Below are 25,352 nucleotides of genomic sequence, written 5' to 3'. Positions count from 1 at the left end.
CCCTAATTAAAACAGCATTTACGTACATCTATAACGAAAGTCGTAGGCACGGCATGCTATTTTCACTCAAGAACCGATAACGGGGTTTAATCGGTAAATACTACTTGTGCAGGCACATTCCTGCAGGTTCCCATTTACTGCTCAAGACCGTAATTCACTAACCTGCAGGTACCGGTTCGCACCCTCCACCGGCTCTCTGAAAGCATCCACAAGCTACCTACTGCTGATCCATCAACGCATTTGTTCTTGTTATAACACAGGATTCTGATGCTTGTCAAACCTTGAACTGAACCTTTCTCCCATCAGCATTACCGCAAAAGGTGCAGTTATGGTATACTATTAGGGTTCATGTAAGGAGGATATTGGAACTTATGCGCAATTTTTTCGCGAAATGGAATCGCCCCTGGGTTAGAATGACACTAAAAGTAACTGGAATTACCTTAAAATGGGCCATTATCTGTGTCTTTTTGGCTGGCCTGCTAGGTGGATCCGCCGCTTTCGGATACGTCAGTGCACTTGTTAAGAAAGATCCGATACGCAGCGAAGAAGCGATTCGCCAGCAAATGCAAGAGAATGCGATCACGGGATTCGCCTATTTCAATGACGATGCTGTCATTGGACAATTACGAACAGAAGAAGATCGACGTCTTGCACAGCTTGCCGACATCCCGCAATCCCTGTTAGACGCAGTCCTCTCAATTGAGGACAAGGATTTCTACATTCATCGCGGCATCGATTTTCGCGGACTCTACCGTGCGGTCACGCAGAAGCTTCTTAATGAAGATGTGCAAACCGGCGGCAGTACAATCACACAGCAGCTAGCAAGACGCGTTTTTCTTACACTAGATCGTGATGACGGTCGAAAAGCAAGAGAATTGCTGCTTGCACTTCGGATGGAACGTATCATGTCGAAGGATGAAATTTTACTTGCGTACTTAAACAAAATCCCTTATGGCAACGGAGCAACTGGCTATAATCTATATGGCATTAAAGCCGCCGCCAAAGGCCTATTCAACATTGATGATTTGGACAAATTGAACATCGCGCAAGCCGCGTATTTAGCTGGATTACCACAATCCCCTTCGCAATACTCGGCATTTACAAGTAAGCCATCTTTCGATGAAGAAGGCTACAAAAAAGCGGTATCACGACAGCAGTTAGTATTGAAGCGGATGATGGAAGAAAACAAAATTACAAGTGATCAATATCAAGATGCTTTGAAATTCGATCTAAAAGCATCGATGCCTTCAGCAGCTCAAAAAGCGTACACAACCTACCCTTATCTGATGATCGAAACCGAACAGGAAGCAGCAGAAATCTTATTGAAGATTCAGCAGCCCGGGCTTGATCCGAAGACGAATCAAACCGCTTATAATGAAGCTCTCAAAAGCATACATACACAGCTATTAAGAGGCGGGTATCAAATTTACACGACTATTGATAAAACCATTTATGATTCGATGCATGAAATTTCAAGCAATGAGAAGAATTTCGCGCCAACGGATGAGAAAAAAGGCGGCATCGAGCAAGTTGGAGCCATTATGATTGACTCTAAAACGGGTGCAATCAAAGGTATGATTGAAGGCCGAGACTTTTTCGATGAACAGCTGAATCATGCGACCCAAGCTTACAGACAGCCTGGATCAACGATGAAGCCAATTGCAGCTTACATTCCAGCTCTTGAAAAAGGTGTCTTGCAACCTGCGAGCATCGTGGATGATATTCCGATTATTCTAAAAGACGGCGTTAAAGGCTTCCATCTTCCTGAGAACTGGGATCATAAGTTCCATGGCCTGATGACGGCTCGACGCGCATTGAATCAATCCTATAACATCCCCGCCATCGATGTGTTTCTCAATAAAGTTGGCATTACGCAAGCATGGGACTTTGCTAAGAAGCTCGGTATTACATCACTTACCAAAGAAGACAATGCAGCACAAACAGGCGTTATTGGCGGTTTGAGCCGAGGTACCTCTGTCAAGGAAATAGCAGGGGCGTATTCCTCCATTCCGAATAAAGGCGTGTTTAATGCACCTTACTTAATCCGTGAAATTAAAGATTCGAATGGCAAAACGATTTATGCACATGAACAAAAACCACAAACGGTGTACTCACCGCAAACTGCTTATCTCATTACGGATATGCTGAAAACGGTCATCAGTAATGCCAGCCAAGGCACAGCTGCTGATCTTATGAAAAAATTTAAATCGTATGGAAAAATCGAAATCTCAGGAAAAACAGGTTCCACTCAAGATGATGCTGATGCATGGTTTATGGGCTTTACCCCTGATATCACGGTGGGTGTGTGGATTGGTTATGATCAACCGATTAATAAACTTTCGTCCAAAACAGGTCAAACCAATCATGCCAAAGATGTCTGGGCTCTCATCTTGAACAAAACGATCGAACAAAAACCAGACCTTTTCCCGAACAAAACATTTGCTAAGCCTGATGGAATCGTTTCAGCAACAGTCTCCAACTTATCTGGTATGTTGCCTAGTGAATTAACGACAAGTCCAGATAAACTAGTGACTGACATTTTCAACAAAAAGTACTTACCAACGCAAACAGATAATGTCATGGTAAAGATGAAAATCAGTTCGTTAAATGGGCTTAATTACATAGCTCAAGAGACTACTCCTGCTGATTTCGTGCAAGAAAAGGTCGTGATCAAACGACAAAAATCAATCACCCAATTATTAAAAGAAATCGATGAGGTTATGCAAAAGCTGCCAGAGAAAACCCGAAAGCCAATCGAATTCTATAAGCCATCTGATTATGACGTAGATGCACCAGCCGATGCGGACCCAAGGGTTGATGATGGGAAAGTACCACCAGCACCAAGCAACGTCGTGACGGTCAAGTCAGGTGACACGGCGACGATTACTTTCCAGCCGAACACGGATGCAGATATCGTTGGCTATCGCATTTATCGTTCGGATAACCAAGGAAAGTTTCAGCTCATGGGTGGAAAAGTCGTGCTAACAGGTGCTGAAGCGAAGTTTGTTGACCAACTTCAAACGGCAGCTATAACAGGGTACTACGTTACTGCAGTAGATGTAGCAGGCAAAGAATCTCTGCCAAGCCGTTCCTCTTATACAGATGGAAGTACCCTAGATTCCTTGCTAATTCCAGGTGTCGATAGCAATGGCAATCCACTGCCAGGGCTTACGTCCCCTTCACCAGGGACACCGAATGGCGGAACGGGCAGCACTGGCACTGGCAAGCCGATTTCGAAAGATGCACCTGCTGCACCAACGGGCATTAAAGCGAAAGCAGACGGCGCTTCGTTAATCCTCTCTTGGAAAGCGAACGAAGCCAAAGACAAAGTTAAGCAATACATTGTGTATTACAGCGATAAAGAAAAAGGCACCTATACAAAGTTAGGTACCGTTGCGAATGGAACAGAGTATCATTACTTCGCGGCAGCATATAATGGTTATTACAAAATAACAGCCACCAATGAAGCCGGAGAGTCTAAATTCTCTGCCACAATCGCTTATAATAAATAAAAGATGTTGAAGAACCTGGCTGCGGCCAGGTTCTTTTGTTTATCCACTGTTACATAAAAAAAGCTTTCTCTACACCACGAGAGGTGCGGAGAAAGCTTTGGGATTAAGCCAATTAATCTTCAATAGTTGATAAGTCACCCGTCGGTAGGTTAAGCTCCCACGCTTTAAGTACACGGCGCATGATCTTCCCACTGCGCGTTTTAGGCAGTTTATCTTTGAATTCAATTTCACGCGGTGCAGCATGGGCAGAAAGCCCTTCCTTCACGAACTTAGAAATTTCAGCTTTCAGTTCATCTGAAGCAACATAGCCTTCACGCAAAGCGATAAACGCTTTGATGATTTCGCCACGCATCGGATCAGGTTTCCCAATTACCCCTGCTTCTGCAACGGCTGGGTGCTCAACAAGCTTGCTCTCCACTTCGAATGGACCTACACGCTCACCTGCCGTGTTAATAACGTCATCAACACGACCTTGGAACCAGAAGTAGCCCTCCTCGTCTTGATAAGCGGAATCCCCAGAAACGTACCAGCCTGTCAAACGGAAGTACTCTTCATATTTGGATGGGTTATTCCAAATTTTACGCATCATCGATGGCCATGGTGTTTTGATGGCAAGGTTCCCCATCCGATTCGGAGGCAGAACATTCCCAGCATCATCAATAATTGCAGCCTCAACGCCCGGAATTGGACGACCCATAGAGCCTGGTTTAATCGTCATCGATGGATAGTTACAAATCAACTGTCCACCTGTCTCCGTCATCCACCAAGTATCGTGAATTCGTTGGTTGTAGACCTTCATTCCCCATCTAACAACTTCTGGATTTAACGGCTCTCCAACGCTCAATACGTGGCGAAGCGCTGACAAATCGTACCCAGCAGAAACATCGTCACCAGCCCCCATCAACATGCGGAATGCAGTCGGCGCGCTGTACCATACGGTTACTTTATATTTTTGAAGTGTATTGTACCAATCCTGTGGACTGAAGCGTCCTCCGCGGATCACATTCGTCGCGCCATTCAACCATGGAGCGAAGATCCCATAAGACGTCCCAGTCACCCAACCTGGATCAGCCGTACACCAATAGATGTCATCTTCTTTTAAATCCAAAACAATTTGACCTGTATAATAGTGCTGCAGCATCGCATTTTGAACGTGGAATACACCTTTCGGTTTCCCTGTTGATCCGGATGTATAATGAATAATTAAGCCATCCTCACGGTCCAACCATTCGATTTCAAGCTCCGTTGAAGCGTTTGCCATTTCTTTGTGGTAATCAACTTGCCCTTCACCAAGCTCAATGTTCTCCCCAACGAGGATCACATGCTTCAAGTGCGGAAGCTCGTTGTAAGGTACACGCGATAACTGACTAGGTGTCGTAACAATCGCAACCGCTTCACTATCGTCCAAACGGTCTCTTACAGCTGTTTCCATGAATGCTTCAAAAAGAGGACCAACCACCGCGCCTACTTTGAGAGATCCAAGTAAAGAATAATACAGTTCAGGTGTCCGCGGCATGAAAATGAAGACTCTCTCGCCTTTTCCAATGCCAAGTCCTCTAAGCACATTACCGAACTGATTCGATCTTTCTTTCATTTGTCCAAATGTAATCGCTTCATCTCGCGTACTGTCGCTGTAATATAAAGCAACTTTATCCTTCTTCGCGCCTTCTGCATGGCGGTCAATGGCTTCATATGCCATATTCACTTTACCTGTTTCGTACCAGGAAAAGCTCTTCTCGATGTCTGTCCAATCAAATGTCGCATGTGTTTGTTCGTAATTTCCCATGTTAGGATTTAGGGATACTGATTTAATGAGTTCATCTTTGATTTGATCCATGAACGTAAAACCCTCCTCACGAGATAAACCGCTTTCACTTTACTGATGAATTCGAGCAAAATGTGATCGATTTTTGACATGTTCTATTATAACATACTCATAATATTTCGCCTATGTTTAAGTTTTGCTATGATTTCCATGGAAAGTTTGGTATATAAATACTATGAATCTTCGCAAAGGAAACGCCCATCATGCTGTTTTTTAGAAGGAGAGCCAAGATTATGCAGCATATCAAAATCTACCACTCACAAAGCTTGCGCACTGCTCCCGATCAACCCGAAATCATAATTGAAGGTCCCGTTTCACCTGAAAAACTTCAAGATCTCACGATGCACATGAAGCTCGATGCTTTTCGCAGGCCTAAGGAACAACTCGAAGCACTTATCGAGATTTCGCAATTACCTGAAGGACGGATCATTCTAGCTAGGGATGGTTCTACCATAGTCGGCTACGTCACTTTCCATTATGCAGACGAAATTGAGCGCTGGTCACAGGGTAATATGAAGGATTTAATTGAACTCGGCGCCATTGAGGTGGCTGATGATTACAGAGCGATTGGTTTAGGCAAAAAGATGATCCAGCTCGCTTTCGAAAGCGATCAAATGGAAAATGTGATTTGCTTCACAACGGAATATTATTGGCATTGGGATTTAGAAACCAGTAAATTAACGGTTTGGGAATATCGTCAAATGATGGAGAAGCTCATGAAAAGCGTCGATATGATCTGGTTCGCAACCGATGATCCTGAAATATGCTCACATCCCGCCAACTGTCTCATGGTGAGAATCGGAAAGCAAGTACCCATCTCGTCGATCGAGCAGTTCGATCGTGTGCGTTTTCAGCAGCGATTTATGTATTAGCTCCAGAAGATAGAGTCAAAAGCAGTACTTCAATCGAAATTGTTAGCCAATTCGGGGGAATTTGGAAAATGAACATGAAGTCAACGCATCCTGTGTTTATATATGATGATCAAGAAATTCAGTATAAATTTAATGATAACCATCCCTTCAATCAGGATCGCCTTATCATGACAGTGGATCTGCTGCGCAAATCTAATGCTCTTCCAGACAGCGCTGTGCTCACTGCTGACTCAGCGACAGATCAAGATCTGCTGCGCGTGCATGCAGCCCCTTATATCGAGGCTGTGAAGGCGCTTAGTGCGCCTGTGCCCGAAGAGCGTTGGGTGCGTGAGGCGACCAGGTTCGGGCTCGACACGGATGACACCCCCTACTTCCCTGGGATGCATGACATCACAGCCAAGGTTGTAGGCGGCTCAATCTTTGCCGTAGACTTAGTAATGTCCGGCAAAGCCCCGCACGCCTTGCATTTAGGCGGCGGTCTCCATCACGCCCTGCAGAGCAAGGGCGCGGGCTTCTGCGTCTATAATGACGCATCTGCCGCCATCGCCTACGCCAAAGAGAAGTATGGCGCCAAGGTGCTATACATTGACACGGACGTGCATCACGGCGATGGCGTGCAGTGGAGCTTCTACGCAGATCCGCAGGTCGGCACACTCTCCATTCATGAGACGGGGAAATATTTATTCCCCGGCACTGGGGCCGTGAACGAACGCGGTGAAGGCGACGCGTTCGGCACTTGTGTAAACATCCCGGTGGAGCCTTACACCGAGGATGATTCCTGGCTGGAATGCTTCAGCGAGGTGTTGACCGAGCTGATCGCCCGCTTCCAGCCAGACGTCATTATCTCGCAGCATGGGTGCGACGCCCATGCCTTCGACCCGCTCGCGCATGTGCACTGCTCCATGCGCGTGTACAAGGCCATGCCCGAGCTCATCCATCGACTTGCGCACCAATGGTGCGAAGGTCGGTGGGTCGCGCTCGGGGGCGGCGGGTACGACATCTGGCGTGTCGTACCGCGGGCTTGGAGCCTGCTCTGGCTCGTGATGAGCGAGCAGGCGATCTTGAGTCAGCTGGAGGCAGAGCCCCAGCTGAGGCTGCCCCAAGCGTGGCTGGACGCCTGGCAGGGCAAGAGCCCCGTCCCACTCGTGGAGACGTGGCTCGACCCGGTTGAAGCGTGGGCGCCGATTCCAAGGCGCCAGGTGATCACCGAAAAGAATCGGCAGACGAAAGAGCTCGCCATGATGTACTTAAAATAACTTAGATATAAAAAGCTCAGAACCCGCCGAATCAGCGATGCTCTGAGCTTTTATTAATTTCAAGTAAAATTACAGTTGCTTAACCATATCTTCTACCATTTTATACGAATTCTCCGAAGCAATCACCGTAAACTCCGCGAAATTCACATGCGCAGAGCCATCTGCTTTATCGGACATAGAGCGCAATACGACATATGGAATTCCATTCATCGCACAAACCTGAGCGACCGAAGACCCTTCCATCTCGACACAAACGCCGTTCAGCTCTTGATACAGACTAGCAACCACTTCTCTGCTTGCAATGAACTGGTCACCGGACAGTACTCTACCCTTCTTCACTTTACCCGCGAACAATTTCTCGCCAGAAGCAACGGCTAAATCAACAAGCTTGCTGTCCGCTGCATAAACAGAATTATCCGCATATGGAATCACGCCTCGCGGATAACCTAGTGCAGTCACATCCATATCATGCTGTACACATTCCGTGGAAATAACGAGATCGCCAATTTGCAGCTCAGGATCTAAAGCCCCTGCTACACCAGTGAAAATAACAGCTTCAACACCGAACTGATCAATCAGAATTTGCGTTGTAACCGCAGCATTTACTTTCCCCACACCCGTACGGCATACTACGACATCTTTACCAAAATAAATTCCTTCTCGGAACGTAATACCGGCTTTTACCGTTTCTCTTATATCTGTCATATGAGCTACAAGCAGCTCAATTTCTTCATTCATTGCCCCGATTAGAGCTATTTTGTTCCACGTCATATTGATTTCCTCTCTCTCTTTTCATACATGAGAAAACCTCTACCGCGCCTCTTCCACAATGGGAATGACACGATTAGAGGTTTATTTTTCACTTAAGCTTAGGCTTTAACCGAATGACGGTTAATGATTTCATGCGGTAAAATAACTTGCATATTATCCGTTGATTCTTTATTCATCAGCTTCGTCAGAAGTCGCATCGACACAGCGCCGATATCATACATCGGTTGAGCTACGGTCGTCAATGTCGGTCTCACCATAGATGCCATGCGGATATTATCCACACTGATCACGGCGATATCTTCAGGAACACGAAGACCATTGTCTTGAATGGTATGGATAGCCCCGATAGCCATTTCATCTGTTGCAGAGAAAATCGCTGAAGGTTTAGGTGAAAGCTCCAAGAAGTAGTTCACCGCATCTACACTTGACTCGTAACGGTAGTTACCAATCCGTACATACTCATCACGCAGAGGAATACCAGCTGTTTCAAGCGCACGCTTATAGCCTTGATATCTGGCGAAACCATTCGCAGGATCCTGCAATGTTCCCGAAATCATAGCAATGTCTCGATGACCTGCTTCAATAAGAACATTCACTGCATCAAATGCTGCCGCTTCATGATCAATGTCAACGGAAGCCATCGCTTGGTTCTCATCCTTCGTGCCACACAAGACAACTGGAACGGATGAAGTACGGAAAGCTTGAATATGTTCTTCTGTTACAACACCACCCATAAAGAGCAGCCCGTCCACTTGTTTCTCTAGCAACGTGTTGATAACACGAATTTCTTTCTCTTTCTTCTTGTCCGCATTACACAAAATAATATTGTAATGGTACATATTCGCAATATCTTCAATCCCACGCGCTACTTCAGCAAAAATGGAATTGGATATATCGGGAATGACAACGCCAACAGTCGTCGTCTTTTTACTTGCCAAACCTCTTGCTACCGCATTTGGACGGTAACCCAATCGTTCAATGGCTTCAAAAACCTTCTTGCGGGTTTGCGGCTTCACGTTCGGGTTGTTGTTGACGACCCGAGATACGGTTGCCATGGAAACGCCTGCTTCTCTCGCTACATCATAAATGGTTACGGTCACGGTTACTCTCTCCATTTTCACAAGTATTCTGCGAACCTAGTATATTATCGTTATGATACGACAAATTAATCCATCTTGCAATGCAAAATGAAAATGCTTTGAAAATAATTTTCATTTTATTTTCAAAAGGTTCACATTAAGAATAAAAACCAACCTCGTAACGAGATTGGCCGCCATTTTTTAGGTAGAAATTGCGCTTTGAGTGATTTGGGATAACCGTTTACGAATTTCCTCTGCCCATGGCTCATCGCCTAGCGATTGCGCTAATAATAAGATGTCCAAAAGCTCATTGATTCGTTCCTCAACAATTTTCTCCATCGAATCATTCATACGCTCTTTTTCTGTTACTTTCAATAGCAGAAAGGCAACCTCCGAAACTTCATGGAAGAAGAATTGCTGCTTCTCTGGCTTACTACCAAGCCTACCGATCAGACCGGTAAGTTCAGGCTTTACATGAGGTACGACCTCACTTCGTCCACAGGCCTCACAGGAATAGATAGGAACATTCTCAATATCTACTTTACTTTGATAAATAACCGTACGCAGACGAAGGTTCATCGTGCGTCCGCACTTACAATACTTTTGCATTCTAACACTCCTTCACTGACAGGCGGCTGTACATAAATTGCTTGTACTATGTTATTCTACGATACCTTCAGATTTCCTTCTGAAATATGCATAGTAGTTTTTGCCACCTTTGGAGCGAAATGTTACTTTGCCTGTTGTTTACTGAACGCGATGACCTCATCCACAAAACGTTTGGAAAACACAGGAAGATCTGGCGGTCTGCGCCCAGAAATGATGTTGCGATCAACAACCACTTCTTCATCAACCCAAGTTGCGCCAGCATTTTCGATATCATCACGAATACCTGGCGTGGACGTCATGGTGTAGCCATCAACGATTTTAGCTGAGATCAATACCCAACCTGCATGGCAAATTTGTGCAATAGGCTTCACGTCTGCATGAAACTCCTTAGTGAGTCTTAAGACGTCAGCGTAGCGACGAAGTTTGTCTGGCGCCCAACCGCCTGGTACGTAGAGGCCAACATAATCAGAAGACTTCACTTCATCGAAAGCATAATCAGTCGTAATAGGAACACCATATTTCCCATGGTATACCGTTTTGGCTTTAGGTCCTACAATATCTACAATAGCGCCCGCTTCACGCAATCTGTAAACCGGGTACCACATTTCTAAATCTTCAAATTCTTCATCAACAAAGGCAAGAACCTTCTGGCCAGCTAATTCCATACTAATTACCTCCTACAATAGATTCCGTTTGTTCCGTTTGAGCAAGTAGTTCCAAGATTTCATCACTGGTTTTGCAAATTAATATGCGATCAACTAATGCTTTGCATGTCGCGGCATCACTGCTAAGTAACCGATGCTTGACCTGCAAGAGCGTCTGGACGGATATGCTCAGCTCTTCAATGCCAAGCCCTAGCCAAATAGGCAGCGCCCGAATATCTCCCGCCATTTCCCCGCACACGCCTACAGGAATGCCAACACGTTTACCTGCGTCGATCACAAGTTTAAGTAATCGAATAATGGCCGGATGATATGGATTATATAAGTGCGCAATATTCTCGTTCATGCGATCCACAGCTAAGACATATTGGACGAGATCATTCGTACCGATACTCATGAAATTCACTTCGCTTGCTAGTACATCCGCAATAATGGCTGCAGCAGGAACTTCAATCGTAAGTCCAACCTCAATATTGGCGTTAAAAGGCACACCAAGGCTGCTAAGCTCCAGCTTTGCTCTTTCTAAATGCGCTTTCGCTTGACGCACTTCGTCTAGGGACGTCACCATTGGATACATGATCTTCACATTACCAAAGTGACTAGCTCTCAAGATCGCTCTTAGCTGCGTCATAAATAGATCCGTGCGGTCCAGTGAGATACGTATGGCGCGGTAACCCAGGAATGGATTATCTTCTTTGGCTAGCGGCATATAGTCGAGCTTCTTATCCCCGCCAATGTCCAATGTGCGGATTACAATGGGACGCCCTTTGAGTTGTATCGCCGCGTGACGATAGACCTCGAATTGTTCATCTTCACTTGGCAATGAATCCCGATCCATGTAGAGGTATTCCGTACGGAACAACCCCACACCTGAGGCGCCATTTCGCAGCACTTGGTCAATTTCCATAACAGAATTGATATTCGCATGCAAATTCACAAAGCTCTTATCTAAAGTCAGCGGAGCCACATCAGCAATTCCTTGTAAGCTTTCTCTAAACTCCAACCAGTTTTTCTTACGTGCCTGATAACGTTCAATTGTCATCTTGTCAGGGTTGATATACAAAGTGCCTTCTTGCCCATCAATAATCAGGAAATCCCCATTTTGAATAGGACGCAGCAGCTTCCCTTCTAGACCAAGTACATAAGGAACAGACATTGCTCTGGCCATAATCGAAACGTGTGAGTGGGTGCCCCCCAGAATCGTCAAAAGTCCTAGCACATTTGTAGGGTCCAGATGAGCAAGCTGCGATGGCGTTAATTCTTTGGCAACTAGAATGTACGGATGGTCAACTGGCGGCACCGTCGTGCTTGTATCCCCTAATAAATGCTTCAAGAGACGATTCCCAACATCCTTAATGTCCAGCGCACGTTCTTTCATGTATTCATCATCAATTAAATTAAACATGCCTACAAATTTATCAATGACTTCTTTCACCGCAACTTCTGCGGCTTTATATTGCAGCTCTATAATTCCTTGAATCTCATTCATGAAAATGGGATCTTCCAAGATTGCTAAATGCGCATCAAAAATATACGCTTGTTCTTGCCCAACGACTTCTTTGATCTCTTGCTTGATTAGTTCTAGCTCATCTTTTGAATGCCGAATGCCATCATATAAGCGCTCGAATTCATAAGCTAAATCCGTCACATCAATCATTTTCTCAGGAAAATCCCATTCCCATGTTGGAATAACAAAAGCTTGCCCCATTGCGATTCCTGATGACGCACCTACACCTCTAATCATCCGTTCGTCCCCCCCTCGGATTTGGTTGGCTTAAGGACTACGGAMATAACAGAGCCTTGGCCTTTCTTTACTGGCTTAAACGGAGCAAAACTCCATGATTTCACAATATCAGGATTTGTAATAATCATGGGTGTCGCTAAAGAAGAAGCGAATTTCTTCACTTTGTTAAAATTGAACTTCACTAGGAGCTGCCCTGCTTCTACGCGATCGCCTTCCTTCACCACCGCATTAAAGCACTTACCCGGTAAGCTGGACGTATCGATTCCGATGTGCAGCAGAACTTCTAGCCCTTCATCCGTTAAAATTCCTAACGCATGCATAGTCGGGTAAATATGCATAATGGTGCCTGCAACAGGGGAAACCAACTCACCTTTTTCAGGAATAAATGCAACACCATTACCGACTAAACGGGAAGCAAAGATACGATCAGGTACTTCTTCAATTGGGATCATACGCCCCTGCATAGGAGAAGTAAACAAGACAACATGAATATCTTTACGCAATACTTTCATAATTTCTTCACGTATAAGCTCTGAAAATGTTCCAAACACGACTTGAACATTGCCTCCTCCAAGACGTATGACGCCTGCTGCTCCTAAGTGTCGTAATGCCGTGATGTCCATCAAACGATCATTGACAAGCGTAAGTCGCAATCGGGTAATACAGGCCTCAATCTTCTTAATATTGTCTTTCCCACCAAGTGCCTGCAAAATTAACGGAGAACGATACGGAATGTCCCCCGCCCACTCTTCTAACGATGAGCCTTCTTCCCTTCCAGGTGTAGGAATTCGAAACTTCTGAATCGCCCATCGGAATAAGAAATAATAAAGTAAACCATAAACCAACCCAATCGGAATCAACAATAAGCCATTGTGCGACAAGTGCAAATTAATAATGTAGTCAATAGCTCCAGCTGAATAGGAGAATCCATGGTGAATATTTAACTCATAGGCTATCCACATTGCCACGCCTGAAAGGATGGCATGGATAATAAACAAATAAGGAGCCACAAAAAGAAATGCAAATTCAATCGGCTCTGTCACGCCAGTTAAAAAGGAAGCTAATGCGGCCGTTAAGAAAGTAGCCTTGATTTTCGGCTTTAAATCTTCCCTAGCTTCTCCGATGATCGCGAAAGCAATGGCCGGTAAAGCAAACATCATTATCGGGTACAAGCCCGCCATATACATTCCTGCCGTCGGATCACCTGCGAAAAACCTTGGCAAATCCCCGTAAGCATATTGTCCTGAAGGTGTCTCGTAAGCTCCAACTTGAAACCAAAGGAAGTTATTCAAAATATGATGCAGGCCAGAAGGTACTAGCAAGCGATGAGCTATGCCGTATATGAATGCACCAAAGCCGCCTAATCCAAGCAATCCACTTGAAATTTTACCCATAAACGTCTCTAGATAAGGACCAATACCGATCATAATATACGAGACGATAAGCGTTGATAGCCCCATGACGAGCGGTACCATACGTGGTCCACCGAAAAATTGTATGTACTCCGGGAGTTTAATCTCCTTGCAGCGATGATAGATAATCGCGGCCAGTAAGCCAATCAAGATCCCGCCAGAAACGCCTAATTGAAAATGTTGGCCTAGCCCATGCTCGATAAGTCGGGTAAACATAAAATACCCCAACATGGCAGATAAACCAGCTATACCGGCACTTTCTGTTAAACCCAATGCTACACCGACTGCGAAGATAATGGGTATATAATCAAAAATCGTATTTCCAGCCAATGACAGCATTTCCCCAAAGCCTGAAGCATGTATGACATCCCAAGGTAAATCCCCTAGACAAAGCAGCACAGCAGCAATAGGAAGCGCAATGGTAGGCAGCATTAAGGAGCGGCCAAGCTGTTGTAAGTTCCCCATCCAGTTCAAACGAATGCTACCTCCTTAAAGTTTTCGTTAGAAAACTGACTTCGTAAGCATCTACCTTAGCAAATTCGAAGAGTATCTTCGTCTTAATCATAAGATTCTCTTATCAAATCGTAAAGCTTGTTCGTCCTTTTGTCAAAAAAAATAAGCGAATCGCATATACCAACAGGGTTTTCATACATAGTAAACGTAAAAGTTGACTAAGTAACTAAAATGCTGTCATACTAAACGAGTACCCCATTTCAAGGTCCTAGGAGGAGATACTCTGATGTCTTATGATGTTATTATTATTGGTGCAGGTCCTACCGGCGCAAGCGCAGCTCTTTTCACTTCAAAAGCTGGCAAGAAGACGCTCGTGATCGACAACGAACAAAGCGTTACGAAACGTGCTTGGATCGAGAACCATTATGGTGTTGAAGCCATTGGCGGGCCTGATTTAGTTGAAATTGGTAAAAAACAAGCCGCTAAATTTGGAACGGAATTCGTCCAAGGCCAAGCGACTCAGCTCGTCAAAAACGATGATGGCTTCCAAGTTTCTACTGAAGATGGTACATATGCAGGGAAACATGTCATTCTAGCTACAGGTTTATCCGTTGAGCTTGCTGAAGCAGCCGGCATCATGACAAAAGCAGGAACAGAACCGCGAATCAAAGCGATTGTCGACTGCGACGCGCAAGGTAATACGAGTCTGAGAGGTGTATGGGCAGCCGGCACGACAGCTGGCGTCAGTATGCATACGATCATTACAGCTGGCGATGGCGCCAAAGTTGCGATCAATGTCATCAGTGAGCTTAATGGTGCGCGCTATGTCGATCACGATGTTTTAAAGGCATAGTTCCCACTTATGAGAAAACCGCTAATCGATTCCCTGCAAAGGATATCGATTAGCGGTTTTATTTGATTTATACGACCTCGTCCTGCATTAATTGTTCCGCGGGTTCAGTATCGCATCTTCCACTTTGATACAACGATCCATAATGACCTCTACGCCTGCTTCACTTGCAATTCGCCCAGCTTCTTCATTCACGATGTCTAATTGCAACCAGAATACCTTCGCACCAATCTTGACAGTTTCTTCGGCCACAGGAACAACTTGATCGGCACGACGAAACACGTTCACGATATCCACAGGCTCAGGGATGTCCGATAAAGATGCATAGCATTTCTCGCCTAGAATTTCATCGGCATTCGGATTGACAGGGATAATTCGGTATCCTCGACTTTGCATGGCTGCTGAAACCATATAGGAAGTGCGATCTGGTTTATCCGATAAGCCAACTACTGCAATATTCCCTGCTTTAGCAAGCAATTCCTTGATATGTTCCCTGGACGGATTTTCAAATGTCATGTGGATCACTCTCCTATTTATTCAAGTAGGTTAGACCTTGTTTGCCCATAGCTGTCCAAGTGTCGACAAATTGGGCTTTGCCCACTTTCACTTGCTTTTTCCCGCTCAAGGGGTCATTTAAGTAGACATTTGTTTCATCAAATCCAACAAGTACAACAGCATGTTCGGAATAGGTCGTCTTTAGTGGACCGATTGGTGTATCCCAGGTTACCCATTTGTATGGTTGATTATAATCAATTGTCGTCCAAACAATAACCGGAATACCATGCGCAACTTGCTGCTCATACAGTTCAAAAGCCTCCCCCGTTATATCAATAGCTTGGGGAATATAGTTCTTCATAAGAGGAAACAATCCGGCATGATAGATGCCAAAGCCTCTTTTCTGTCGCGTAACGTCACCAACGAAGCCTGTGTTTGGATTTCCCCAATAGACGATGTTACCGGAGGAATCAACTGTTGCTGGTGTGTTATCTGTAGGCATTTCAGCGACTAGCTCCATCTTCGTTTTGTTCAGACCATAGAACTGCAGCAGCATTGTGAGACTTGTGATCTCACAGCCTGCCGGCAATTCAGGCAGCTGTTCAAAGATGGGGACATCCAGCATCGCTGATTTTATTTGTGCATGCGTGGGCGAAGGTGTCGGCTTAACAGTGACCTTCGACGTTGCGGCGGGTTTATCAACTGCTAAGACTACTGGACCAGACGCGAATAAAGCTGGCTCTTTCCCCGTTGCCTTCGCATACAGCAATACAGCAAATACACTGCTTGCAAATGTAAGACCTGCTACGAGAAATAATCCAAACGTCACCTTCAATCCTTGCCAAATAATCCTCATGCTGACTCACCCATTCATTGTAATTGAGATTCTAAGACTCGCTCACAAGCTCAACCTGTGCGCCGATCGAGCGCAAGTGATCGAAATATTGTGGATATGACTTGGCCACATGATGCGCATCCCGAATCGTTAAACCCTTTTCAGAGCGTAGACCAACCACAGTTAATGCCATAATAACGCGATGATCGAAGTGCGCATTAATTTCTACGCCGCCTTCAACACCTTGTGGCTTACCATGAACAATAATTTCACTCTGACGCTCTTCTACATCAGCTCCAGCTTTACGGAGCTCATTCAAATAATCTGTGATCCGATCACATTCTTTATACCGCAGGTTCTCAACATTATAGAAACGCGAAGTCCCTTCCGCAAAAACAGCGGCTGCAACCATAGCTAATACAGCATCTGTAAAATGATCACCATCAAATTCACCGGCTACAAGACGTTGGTTTCCACGAACATGAACAACACCATTGTCATGAGTGAGATTAACGCCCATGGCCTTCAGAACATCCACACAAGCCTTCTCACCTTGCTTGCTGTTCTCCTCTAAACGAAGCACACGCACATCCGAATTGGTAACTGCAGCGGCAGCAAGAATCGCTGCGGAACCAGGGTAGTCACCTTGGATAACATATTCTTTGGCTTCATAGGATTGTCTTCCTGGAATTCGATAATGCATTAAATCTTCACTTGCATGAACAACGATACCTGCTTGCGCCAATACCTCAAGCGTTTGACCAACGATAATTTTAGATTTCAAATCGTGCAGAACTTCAATTTCGCTATCTTCTTCAAGTAAAGGCGTCATAAACAATAGGGAACTCAAAAACTGTGAGCTCACATTACCGGAAACAGTGATTTTACCACCGCGAGGTTGTCCACCTTTAATAGTTATCGGTAAACGGCCGTTATTATGTTGTACTTCCACACCCATTTGTTGCAAAGTATCAATTAAATCATCATGAGGACGTTTTCCCAAAGATTCCGGATACGTATTTACGAATGTCACATCCGGGCAAAAGGCAGCCGTAGACATCAAAAAGCGAAGCACCGCACCAGCATTACCTACATTCAATTCAGACACATGCTTAGGATTCTTACCAAAGCCTGTGATCACAATTTTTTCATCATCTTCTTCAATAATGGCGCCAAGATCTCGCACACAGCGTCTCATGGCATCACTATCTTCACTATGAGCTGGATAATAGATTGTGCTTGTCCCATTCGCTAGTGCACCGATTAGCAAGTAGCGAGTTGTGTAGTTTTTGGAGGATAAAGCATTAATTTCCCCTTGAAGTTGGGAGGTTGGTTTTACGATGGCTTTCATGTCGTTTGATAACTCCTTCGCAAGTAGTTTATATGTAGTATCCGGCATGATGAACGTCAGAAAACAATCATCAGTGGGATGATAGAGATCCTAAGATTATTGACAGTGTACCATACGAAATCTAACTTGGAAACCTACTTCCCTTGTAAGCCAATCGAACAAAAGCTAGATAAAGCAACGCTTCGTTTGACATCCGGGCGTTATATTTCTATCATACTAAGTAAGGAGAATTCTTCCGAAATCACAAACATGGAGGCATCATCATGGATACGATTCTACCATCCGAGATCAAAGCAAGACTTGCTCAAGGAGAGCAATTAACGCTCGTCGACGTTCGCGAAGATGAAGAAGTAGCCGAAGGCATGATACAAGGCGCTATCCATATCCCATTAGGCCAATTACCAGACCGTCTGAGCGAGATCCCTCAAGTCGAAGAAGTCATCTTAGTCTGTCGCAGTGGAAATCGCAGCGGACGCGCACTAAGTTATTTAGAAGCCAATGGCATCAAAGGACTCAAAAATATGACTGGCGGCATGCTGGAGTGGGAGGACTAAGCTGAAAAGCTTGTCTTCTCGTTCTAATGAAGCCCAGCTTGCTGTATGATACGATCCGCAATTTGGTCCTCAGTTAGTTCAGTCGTGTCTATGGATATATGTGCAAAATCATAGGCATGCTTTCTTTGTTCCATAAGTGTTTGTACGCGTTCTTCTAAATTACCTTGCAGTAACGGTCGATTAGTATCTGCGCTTACTCTTTGGATAATCGTTTCTGCTGTCGCGTTCAATGCGACGACAAAGCCATGCTGCAGCATGCACGATCGGTTGGACTCTGCAAGTACCGCCCCGCCGCCCGTTGCTACAACTTGTCCTTCACTATCTAATATATGAGCCAATGTCTCTGTTTCCAAAGCGCGAAAATGAGCTTCACCTTGATTCCGAAATAACTCAGAAATACTTGTCTGTTGCACTTCTTCTAGTACAGTATCAGAGTCACAAAAACTCCACCCTAAACGCTCTGCAAGTTTCCTGCCTACGGTTGATTTTCCAGTACCCATGAATCCTATAAGGACTATATTTCTTACTGTCACACAAATCCCCTTTTCCCATATGCTAGTCATACAAACTTTCCCAACATCATACCATAGCCCTTCCAACATGAATACAATCCATCCAAAAATCATATAGTAGTGTGAATAAATTCTAGCACAAACAGTAAAGATTTTAGACAGACCACGCCGATAAGGAGAGATGGAGCTTTGAACCCTTCTGTTTTGAACCAAACTGTCGCCTTTACTAATCGCACTCAACGCAAACTGGAGCAGATTTTGCACCCAAGCTATACGCTATGCAAAGAGGATGTCGTCTGGATTCTGGAATTTATTAAGAAAAAAGTGGCTGAAGAAGACCCGATGATGCAAGGTCTCACTCAACCACGATTATTAAGAAATTTTCGTTATTTTGCCGAAGTCTCTCTCATGCTCATCCATCGTCGCAATGGCTTCGATCAAGAAGCTGACCGACTAAAGATGTGGCTTAGAGAAGCCGCCTATGGCCTAGAGGAAGAGGCTTAACGCCTATTCCTATTCGTTACCCATCCAGTTGTAGTGGAAGGATCCTTCTTTGTCCACACGTTGGAACGTATGAGCACCGAAGTAATCACGTTGCGCTTGCAATAGGTTAGCCGGCAATCTTTCTGTACGGTAGCTGTCATAGTAAGCAAGCGCGGATGCGAAGGATGGTACTGCGATACCGCGAGTAACAGCTTCTGCAATGACTTGTCTCCATGATTGTTGGTAGTTATCAACGACACCTGTGAAGTAGGAATCCAGCAACAGGTTTTTCAATTCAGGATTACGATCATACGCATCCTTGATATTTTGAAGGAAACGAGCACGAATGATACAGCCGCCGCGGAAAATCATGGCGATGCTGCCGTATTTCAGATCCCATTTATATTCTTCGGAAGCTGCTCTCATTTGAGCAAAGCCTTGCGCATAAGAACAAATTTTGCTGGCATATAGAGCTTGACGAACAGCCTCAATAAACGCTTTGCGATCCCCTGTAAATGCTGGAGCATCAGGTCCTTTGAGAACTTTGCTTGCTGCTACGCGTTCTTCCTTCATCGCGGAGATGAAACGGGAGAATACGGATTCTGTAATAATTGAAAGCGGCACGCCAAGGTCCAGAGCACTTTGACTGGTCCATTTTCCTGTTCCCTTTTGTCCTGCGGAATCCAGGATCACGTCAACCATTGGCTTACCTGTTTCAGCATCATATTTCGTGAAGATATCACGTGTGATTTCGATCAGGTAGCTATCCAGCTCCCCGTTGTTCCACTCTGTGAAAATCTCATGAAGCTCTTCTGTGCTTACGTTAAGTACATCCTTCAACAATTGGTAAGCTTCGCAAATCAACTGCATGTCTCCGTACTCAATGCCGTTATGCACCATTTTTACATAGTGGCCGGCACCGTCTGGTCCGATATAAGTACAGCAAGCATCTTCGCCAACTTTAGCAGAAATAGCTGTAAGAATTGGCTCTACCAATTTATAAGCGTCTTCTTGGCCGCCTGGCATGATCGCAGGTCCTTTAAGCGCGCCTTCTTCACCGCCGGAAACACCTGTTCCAACGAAACGAATACCATGTGCTTCAAGCTCTTTGTTACGACGTTGTGTATCTGGGAAGAATGCATTTCCGCCATCGATCAAAATATCGCCTTTATCCAAATGCGGAAGCAATTGGTTGATTGTATCATCTGTTGGTCCGCCCGCTTTGACCATGATCAAAATTTTGCGCGGCACTTCAAGGGATTGAACAAATTCTTCTACGGTGTATGTACCTACAAGTTGTTTGCCTGGTGCTTCTTGAAGAAGTTCCTTCGTTTTCTCAGCAGAACGGTTGAATACGGATACCGTAAAACCTCTGCTTTCAATGTTTAACGCTAAGTTTTTCCCCATTACTGCTAAACCTACAACACCAATTTGTTGCTTAGACATGTCTCTTCTACACCCTTCCGATATATAAATAGTTTAAATCGTCATCGCGCCAAAACCGCCGTCTACTCTCAAAACTGTTCCTGTCACAAAGCTCGAAGCTTTCTCTGAAGCCAGGTACACCGCAGCACCTTGAAGCTCTGCAGCTTCACCAAATCGATTCATTGGCGTATGACGCATAATGGATTCGATCCGTTCAGGCGACAAGATCTTACGATTCTGCTCTGCTGGGAAAAAGCCAGGAATAATCGCATTCACACGAACGCGACTCGGAGCAAACTCACGAGCTAGGTTCTGTGTGATATTATTCACAGCARCTTTGGAAGCGGAGTAAGTGAATACACGTGAAAGTGGTGGATCCGAGGAAACGGATGAAATATTAATAATGCTTCCGCCTTCACCGCGTTCAACCATGTATTTCCCAAACACTTGGCAAGCTAGCACGACGCTTTTCAAATTAACCTCCATAATAGAATCCCATTCTTCCATGGAAATGTCAAAGAAAGGTGTCGCACTATTTTTACCTGGACAATTCATAAGAATATCCGCACTTCCAGACCAAGCGATAACATCCTGGAGAACTTGCTCTAAATCCTCACGTTTCGTGGCATCCGCTTGGAAGGTCTGAGCTTCGCCGCCAATAGCAGCAATGCTCTCGCGAACCTGCTCGCTTTTCTCTTGATTACGCCCAACAATAGCTACTTTAGCGCCATGTCCAGCCAAGGCTAATGCCATGGAGCCACCAAGTGTACTATTCCCGCCAATAATTACTGCTGTTTTCCCAGAAAGATCGAATAAGTTCATTGTCGTCATCCTCTCGATTGTTGTTACTTGGCAAATGCTGAATTATGATTGAGGACTCCGAAGGTGCTGACCTTGAAAAGCGGTGATCGCGTCGAATTGATCTTTTAACTGATGATATACGCTCGTATAAATAGATGTCAATTGTTGATAGACGCGATAATCGTTTTCATTCACCTCGTGAGCCTTGCCTACTTGAATCCATTTGTGTGCATGTGATAAGTCTTCGATCTCGCCCATCGCTAGTAAACCAAGCAAAGCTGCGCCAATTCCTGAGCTCTCTATGGAGTCTGGAACGGTAACTGCCGTACCCAGCATATCGGTCATCATCTGACGCCAGAACTCCGAGCGAGCGAAGCCGCCGGAAGCTCGAATGACCGTAGCGGGTCCCATCATCCGCTCCAACGATGTGGCCACGGCTTGAATGGAAAACATGACACCTTCTAGTGCAGCACGGATCATATGCTTTTTCTGGTGGCTGAGTGAAAGACCGAAGTAGACACCGCGAGCATTGGCATTCCAATAAGGAGCTCGTTCACCGGAAAGTAACGGCAAGAAGAGCAATCCATCGGAGCCTGCTGCCACTTCAGCAGCAAGAGCCGTCAGATGATCGTAAGGATCCATGCCTATGCGGCGTGCTTCCTCCGCTTCCGCAGTCGCGATTTGATCTCTCACCCAGCGGAATACGATGCCTCCGTTGTTAATCGGTCCACCAACGACCCAGAAGTTTTCGGTTAACGCGTAACAGAATAACTTCCCTTCTGGGTCCGTTTGCGGCTTGTTAACGACGCTTCGCACAGCTCCGCTCGTGCCAATCGTAACGGCAACAACCCCAGGTTCGAAAGCGCCTACGCCAAGGTTGGCAAGGACGCCGTCCGAAGCACCGACAATAAACGGCGTGTCCATGGACAAGCCCATCGTAGCCGCATAGGCGGGGCTTAGCCCTTCAACGCGATGCGTCGTTGGCACAAGCGTGGATAGCTGCTTCGGTGTTACACCTGCATAATCAAGTGCTCCTGCATCCCAATCCAACTGCTCCAGATTAAATAATCCTGTCGCACTCGCCAGTGAATGGTCGATGAGATACTGACCGAACAGCTTGGCAAACACATACTCTTTAATCCCAATAAATTTATAGGTATTTCGAACAAGCGCTGGTTCATGCTCCCCGAACCACTTCAGTTTCAGAAGCGGTGACATGGGATGAATCGGTGTGCCTGTTCTCGCATAAATCTGTTGTCCAAGCCCGCTGAGCTTCAAATCCTCTGCATATTGGCTGCTTCGGTTGTCGGCCCATGTAATACATTGGGTTAACGGCTTATTGTGCTCATCTACGGCAATTAAGCTGTGCATCGCTGAGCTGAAGGATACGCAAAGCACTTGTTCAGGTGCGATGCCTTGCTTGCGAACGACAGCGCCAATCCCCTGCACCACAGCATCAAATATTTGATCCGGATCCTGCTCTGCTCGATCTGCGGCAGGTGTGAATAACGGATACTCAATGGAATGGGAAGCAAGCACGTGTCCGTCCCGATCAATGACAAGCGTTTTGGTGCTCGTAGTTCCAATATCGGCTGCAATGATATATGGCTTCTGACTTTCCGTCATTTGCAAATATTCCCCTCTGCATCGAATGATAGCTCAAACGGCTCTGATAAAATCTCAATATCCGGATGCTGACGAGCAGCTTCTAGGAGGTTCACTGAAATTTCAATTTCACCAAGGTGAAGTGTGTCTTGGATACGAACTAATTTACAGGTTGTGTAATCTAAGATATTACATGTCTTCACTGCTGCTTTGATGGCATAGAAGTCATTCTCTAAAGTCGTAGCAATCTTCGTTGGTGCACATACCGTTGACGTTAATCCGTTGGCATAAGTAAACTCTAGGCTTGTTTTATCAACAAGTCGTTGTGTCGTAAAATCAGCCGTACCCACACCATTGGCATTACCTTTGGTTTCATGTGTCAAATCAAGGACAACCATCTTCGATACTTCTGGCCCGCCATGTGCATAAGGCGTTGGGTAACGTCCTGTCACGTTGGGATCCATCCCATCGCCGCTAATATTTTTACCGATATAATCAATCACGAGCACATCGATTTCATCGAATAAAATTTTCGGCAAACGCGACTTTGCTTCTACCAATAAAACTTCCTCGCGCGCTTCAATTTCGGCTGCAGGCAATACCTCTACCTGACACGTCTCATCGTAAGCATTCTCGACGAGGGCTACACCGAATACGATCGGCAGCTTCTCGATCATCAAATTCGCCATCGCAGGCACATTCTCAGCCATGTATTTAAATCCTAGCTGATGACAAGCTTCTGCGCCTTTTTGCTTACCGAGGCCAATCGCGATCATCTTCATGATGCCGCTCTCAATTCGTCCCCGGAATGCCGTATGTGGCTTCACGCGGTTAATCACGACAATGGCATCCGCTTCTGATGCGATGCGATCCACATAAACCGGCAAACCATTCGGCAGTTGATCGATTTTAACCACGTCCATCGAAGAACGAATCGGCGCTCCCATCGTTTCTTCGGTTATCCCAAAGTGCTGAAGCACCTCGGTTTGACCTTCTGCCGTTGCCCCGCCATGGCTGCCCATGCACGGTACGATAAATGGATGTGCGCCTCTTGCCTTAATCGCATCCAAGGTTGTTTTCGTGAAGCCTGCGATATTGGCAATACCTCTGCTCCCAACTGCAACTGCAACTTGCTGTCCTGGAAGGATACTGGGCATAACGCCGCTGCTTTCCAGCTTATCTGCGAGCTCCTGCAAGGGATTTTCCAGAATGGAACGATCAAATTTTTGACGGATTTTGATCATTTGCGGAATCGGAATATCATTTAACAGCTCTCTTAGAATACTCATCGACTTCTCCCACTTCCTTATTCTTGTAATGGTTGCACAGATTCACGAACAATAAGTTCAGTTCGCAAAAGCAGCTGCTCAGTTTCACTCAATTTGTTTTCTATATTACCTAGGAGACGCAGTGCGCCTTCTTTGCTAATTTGTTCAATTGGTCTTCGTACTGTCGTTAATGATGGCGTCACGTACGCTGCGAAAACCGTATCGTCAAAGCCAACAACTGAAATATCTTTAGGGACTTGCAAACCAGCTTCAAACACCGCTTTAATGGCTCCTAATGCCATCTCATCATTGCAGCAAAAAACAGCTGTCGGTTTCTCTTCAAGACTCAAAAATTGTTGCATCGCCTTATGACCGCTTTCCAAATCATACAGTCCTGGCATGCAATACGCAGGTGGAATCGAGATCCCGTAATGCCCCATAGCTCGTTCAAAGCCATCCTTCCGATTCTGCGCGGATTTAAAGCCTTTACGACCTTCGATTAAGGCGATTTTCTTATGCCCCTGATTCACCAGGAAGGCTCCCGCATGAAAAGCACCTTGCTCTTCATCGGAAAGGACATTTAGTACACCAGCGGTGTCCACTGGCCGATTCAATACGACGAGCGGAATCCCTTTGCCTGCAATGTGCTCAATGATCGGTTGATCGTCATCACTCTGGCTGACAATGATGATACCATCAAAGCTTTTTTTCGTGATGGAATGAAAGCTTGTGTAATCATCAATCCCTTTGACAATCAACTGGTAGCGATCTCTAATCACCGAGTTGACCCCTCGAATAGCTTCATAAAAGAAGCCTGCAGAAGTTCCATTGCTTAGTGTGGTAAAGAATAGCCCCAAGTTATACGAACGATCCAATACTAGGCTCTTCGCATTATAATTCGGAGTATAATCCAACTGTTCAGCGATGATACGAATGCGCTCCTTGGTCTCCTCTTGGATGAGCGGACTGTTGTTCAAC

The 25,352-nt window shown here is 45.4% G+C and carries 22 protein-coding genes and 1 other annotated feature (1 of these 23 running past the window's edge); of the genes, 6 read left to right on the top strand and 16 right to left on the bottom strand.

The features are described 5' to 3' along the window. Positions 1–244, bottom strand: a binding site (T-box leader); it reaches 33 nt to the left of the window's first position. 127 nt (positions 245–371) lie between these two features. Further along, positions 372–3,512, top strand: a complete 3,141-nt coding sequence (locus AC1DVJ_RS10775; RefSeq protein WP_477590585.1) for a transglycosylase domain-containing protein — start codon at positions 372–374, stop codon at positions 3,510–3,512. A gap of 112 nt (positions 3,513–3,624) precedes the next feature. On the opposite strand, the gene acsA is transcribed toward AC1DVJ_RS10775, so the two are convergent. Next, entirely contained in the window at positions 3,625–5,349 is a 1,725-nt protein-coding gene (acsA, locus tag AC1DVJ_RS10770) for an acetate--CoA ligase (RefSeq protein WP_477590584.1), read from the bottom strand. A 221-nt stretch (positions 5,350–5,570) separates the two neighbouring features. On the opposite strand from acsA, the gene AC1DVJ_RS10765 reads away from it, so the two are divergent. Both AC1DVJ_RS10765 and AC1DVJ_RS10760 read left to right on the top strand, forming a co-directional pair. After that, a complete protein-coding gene (locus tag AC1DVJ_RS10765; RefSeq protein WP_477590582.1) occupies positions 5,571–6,209 on the top strand; it encodes a GNAT family N-acetyltransferase in 639 nt (212 codons plus the stop codon). Positions 6,210–6,283: 74 nt separating this feature from the next. Then, positions 6,284–7,465 (top strand): acetoin utilization protein AcuC, encoded by a 1,182-nt coding sequence (locus AC1DVJ_RS10760; RefSeq protein WP_477590731.1) that lies wholly within the window; start codon positions 6,284–6,286, stop codon positions 7,463–7,465. 69 nt (positions 7,466–7,534) lie between these two features. Here the strand turns inward: AC1DVJ_RS10760 and AC1DVJ_RS10755 are convergent, their stop codons facing one another. The 6 genes from AC1DVJ_RS10755 to AC1DVJ_RS10730 form a co-directional block, all read right to left on the bottom strand. Next, positions 7,535–8,236 (bottom strand): 5'-methylthioadenosine/adenosylhomocysteine nucleosidase, encoded by a 702-nt coding sequence (locus tag AC1DVJ_RS10755; RefSeq protein ID WP_477590580.1) that lies wholly within the window; start codon positions 8,234–8,236, stop codon positions 7,535–7,537. 98 nt (positions 8,237–8,334) lie between these two features. Continuing rightward, positions 8,335–9,336 (bottom strand): catabolite control protein A, encoded by a 1,002-nt coding sequence (gene ccpA / locus AC1DVJ_RS10750; RefSeq protein ID WP_310227204.1) that lies wholly within the window; start codon positions 9,334–9,336, stop codon positions 8,335–8,337. 180 nt (positions 9,337–9,516) lie between these two features. Beyond that, the gene (locus tag AC1DVJ_RS10745; RefSeq protein WP_056612481.1) at positions 9,517–9,924 is read right to left on the bottom strand and encodes a hypothetical protein; all 408 of its coding nucleotides are present in this window, start codon (positions 9,922–9,924) and stop codon (positions 9,517–9,519) included. 122 nt (positions 9,925–10,046) lie between these two features. After that, positions 10,047–10,589 (bottom strand): type 1 glutamine amidotransferase domain-containing protein, encoded by a 543-nt coding sequence (locus AC1DVJ_RS10740; protein ID WP_477590578.1) that lies wholly within the window; start codon positions 10,587–10,589, stop codon positions 10,047–10,049. A 1-nt stretch (position 10,590) separates the two neighbouring features. After that, on the bottom strand, positions 10,591–12,330 hold the full coding sequence (gene ptsP / locus AC1DVJ_RS10735) for a phosphoenolpyruvate--protein phosphotransferase (RefSeq protein WP_477590577.1): 1,740 nt from the start codon (positions 12,328–12,330) through the stop codon (positions 10,591–10,593). Further along, entirely contained in the window at positions 12,327–14,216 is a 1,890-nt protein-coding gene (locus tag AC1DVJ_RS10730; protein WP_477590575.1) for a glucose PTS transporter subunit IIA, read from the bottom strand. The genes ptsP and AC1DVJ_RS10730 overlap by 4 nt, the downstream gene beginning before the upstream one ends. A gap of 265 nt (positions 14,217–14,481) precedes the next feature. Between AC1DVJ_RS10730 and AC1DVJ_RS10725 the strand changes: the two genes are divergently transcribed. Beyond that, positions 14,482–15,048 carry an NAD(P)/FAD-dependent oxidoreductase gene (locus AC1DVJ_RS10725; protein ID WP_477590574.1) on the top strand — a complete coding sequence of 189 codons (567 nt, stop codon included), beginning with the start codon at positions 14,482–14,484 and terminating at the stop codon, positions 15,046–15,048. A gap of 87 nt (positions 15,049–15,135) precedes the next feature. Here AC1DVJ_RS10725 and AC1DVJ_RS10720 read toward each other — a convergent pair whose 3' ends face one another. From AC1DVJ_RS10720 to aroA, 3 genes are read right to left on the bottom strand one after another with little or no spacing between them, the layout of a single operon-like run. Beyond that, positions 15,136–15,561 carry a CoA-binding protein gene (locus tag AC1DVJ_RS10720; RefSeq protein WP_477590572.1) on the bottom strand — a complete coding sequence of 142 codons (426 nt, stop codon included), beginning with the start codon at positions 15,559–15,561 and terminating at the stop codon, positions 15,136–15,138. Between the two features lie 13 nt (positions 15,562–15,574). Next, complete coding sequence (locus AC1DVJ_RS10715; RefSeq protein WP_477590570.1) at positions 15,575–16,396, bottom strand: C39 family peptidase; 822 nt, start codon at positions 16,394–16,396, stop codon at positions 15,575–15,577. Between the two features lie 31 nt (positions 16,397–16,427). Then, a complete protein-coding gene (aroA, locus tag AC1DVJ_RS10710) occupies positions 16,428–17,726 on the bottom strand; it encodes a 3-phosphoshikimate 1-carboxyvinyltransferase (protein ID WP_477590569.1) in 1,299 nt (432 codons plus the stop codon). A gap of 263 nt (positions 17,727–17,989) precedes the next feature. On the opposite strand from aroA, the gene AC1DVJ_RS10705 reads away from it, so the two are divergent. Beyond that, positions 17,990–18,280 (top strand): rhodanese-like domain-containing protein, encoded by a 291-nt coding sequence (locus tag AC1DVJ_RS10705; RefSeq protein ID WP_477590567.1) that lies wholly within the window; start codon positions 17,990–17,992, stop codon positions 18,278–18,280. A gap of 23 nt (positions 18,281–18,303) precedes the next feature. On the opposite strand, the gene AC1DVJ_RS10700 is transcribed toward AC1DVJ_RS10705, so the two are convergent. Then, positions 18,304–18,843, bottom strand: a complete 540-nt coding sequence (locus tag AC1DVJ_RS10700) for a shikimate kinase (protein WP_477590566.1) — start codon at positions 18,841–18,843, stop codon at positions 18,304–18,306. Positions 18,844–18,981: 138 nt separating this feature from the next. On the opposite strand from AC1DVJ_RS10700, the gene AC1DVJ_RS10695 reads away from it, so the two are divergent. Then, the gene (locus AC1DVJ_RS10695; RefSeq protein ID WP_477590565.1) at positions 18,982–19,296 is read left to right on the top strand and encodes a hypothetical protein; all 315 of its coding nucleotides are present in this window, start codon (positions 18,982–18,984) and stop codon (positions 19,294–19,296) included. Positions 19,297–19,305: 9 nt separating this feature from the next. Here AC1DVJ_RS10695 and gndA read toward each other — a convergent pair whose 3' ends face one another. The 5 genes from gndA to AC1DVJ_RS10670 all read right to left on the bottom strand — a co-directional run. Beyond that, entirely contained in the window at positions 19,306–20,721 is a 1,416-nt protein-coding gene (gene gndA, locus AC1DVJ_RS10690; protein ID WP_477590563.1) for an NADP-dependent phosphogluconate dehydrogenase, read from the bottom strand. Between the two features lie 33 nt (positions 20,722–20,754). Beyond that, a complete protein-coding gene (locus tag AC1DVJ_RS10685; RefSeq protein WP_477590561.1) occupies positions 20,755–21,522 on the bottom strand; it encodes an SDR family oxidoreductase in 768 nt (255 codons plus the stop codon). Positions 21,523–21,564: 42 nt separating this feature from the next. Next, positions 21,565–23,127: a gluconokinase gene (gntK, locus tag AC1DVJ_RS10680; RefSeq protein WP_477590559.1), complete on the bottom strand. Its 1,563-nt coding sequence runs from the start codon at positions 23,125–23,127 to the stop codon at positions 21,565–21,567. Then, entirely contained in the window at positions 23,124–24,395 is a 1,272-nt protein-coding gene (locus tag AC1DVJ_RS10675) for a nickel pincer cofactor-dependent isomerase, group 22 (protein ID WP_477590557.1), read from the bottom strand. The genes gntK and AC1DVJ_RS10675 overlap by 4 nt, the downstream gene beginning before the upstream one ends. A gap of 17 nt (positions 24,396–24,412) precedes the next feature. Beyond that, on the bottom strand, positions 24,413–25,352 hold a 940-nt coding region (locus tag AC1DVJ_RS10670), incomplete at its 5' end, for a LacI family DNA-binding transcriptional regulator (protein WP_477590556.1).

The sequence above is a fragment of the Paenibacillus sp. P4_A9 genome, assembly GCF_056402415.1.
This window is presented reverse-complemented; position numbering and strand designations above follow the sequence as displayed.

What these genes read in the sequence shown, in the direction of transcription:
- AC1DVJ_RS10775 (WP_477590585.1), top strand. Translation starts at nt 372, where the DNA reads ATGCGCAATTTTTTCGCGAAATGGAATCGCCCCTGGGTTAGAATGACA.
- AC1DVJ_RS10760 (WP_477590731.1), top strand. Translation starts at nt 6,284, where the DNA reads ATGAAGTCAACGCATCCTGTGTTTATATATGATGATCAAGAAATTCAG.
- acsA (WP_477590584.1), bottom strand. Translation starts at nt 5,349, where the DNA reads ATGGATCAAATCAAAGATGAACTCATTAAATCAGTATCCCTAAATCCT.
- AC1DVJ_RS10765 (WP_477590582.1), top strand. Translation starts at nt 5,571, where the DNA reads ATGCAGCATATCAAAATCTACCACTCACAAAGCTTGCGCACTGCTCCC.
- gntK (WP_477590559.1), bottom strand. Translation starts at nt 23,127, where the DNA reads ATGACGGAAAGTCAGAAGCCATATATCATTGCAGCCGATATTGGAACT.
- gndA (WP_477590563.1), bottom strand. Translation starts at nt 20,721, where the DNA reads ATGTCTAAGCAACAAATTGGTGTTGTAGGTTTAGCAGTAATGGGGAAA.
- AC1DVJ_RS10705 (WP_477590567.1), top strand. Translation starts at nt 17,990, where the DNA reads ATGGATACGATTCTACCATCCGAGATCAAAGCAAGACTTGCTCAAGGA.
- AC1DVJ_RS10720 (WP_477590572.1), bottom strand. Translation starts at nt 15,561, where the DNA reads ATGACATTTGAAAATCCGTCCAGGGAACATATCAAGGAATTGCTTGCT.
- AC1DVJ_RS10700 (WP_477590566.1), bottom strand. Translation starts at nt 18,843, where the DNA reads ATGACTAGCATATGGGAAAAGGGGATTTGTGTGACAGTAAGAAATATA.
- AC1DVJ_RS10725 (WP_477590574.1), top strand. Translation starts at nt 14,482, where the DNA reads ATGTCTTATGATGTTATTATTATTGGTGCAGGTCCTACCGGCGCAAGC.
- AC1DVJ_RS10675 (WP_477590557.1), bottom strand. Translation starts at nt 24,395, where the DNA reads ATGAGTATTCTAAGAGAGCTGTTAAATGATATTCCGATTCCGCAAATG.
- AC1DVJ_RS10740 (WP_477590578.1), bottom strand. Translation starts at nt 10,589, where the DNA reads ATGGAATTAGCTGGCCAGAAGGTTCTTGCCTTTGTTGATGAAGAATTT.
- ptsP (WP_477590577.1), bottom strand. Translation starts at nt 12,330, where the DNA reads ATGATTAGAGGTGTAGGTGCGTCATCAGGAATCGCAATGGGGCAAGCT.
- aroA (WP_477590569.1), bottom strand. Translation starts at nt 17,726, where the DNA reads ATGAAAGCCATCGTAAAACCAACCTCCCAACTTCAAGGGGAAATTAAT.
- AC1DVJ_RS10745 (WP_056612481.1), bottom strand. Translation starts at nt 9,924, where the DNA reads ATGCAAAAGTATTGTAAGTGCGGACGCACGATGAACCTTCGTCTGCGT.
- AC1DVJ_RS10755 (WP_477590580.1), bottom strand. Translation starts at nt 8,236, where the DNA reads ATGACGTGGAACAAAATAGCTCTAATCGGGGCAATGAATGAAGAAATT.
- AC1DVJ_RS10715 (WP_477590570.1), bottom strand. Translation starts at nt 16,396, where the DNA reads ATGAGGATTATTTGGCAAGGATTGAAGGTGACGTTTGGATTATTTCTC.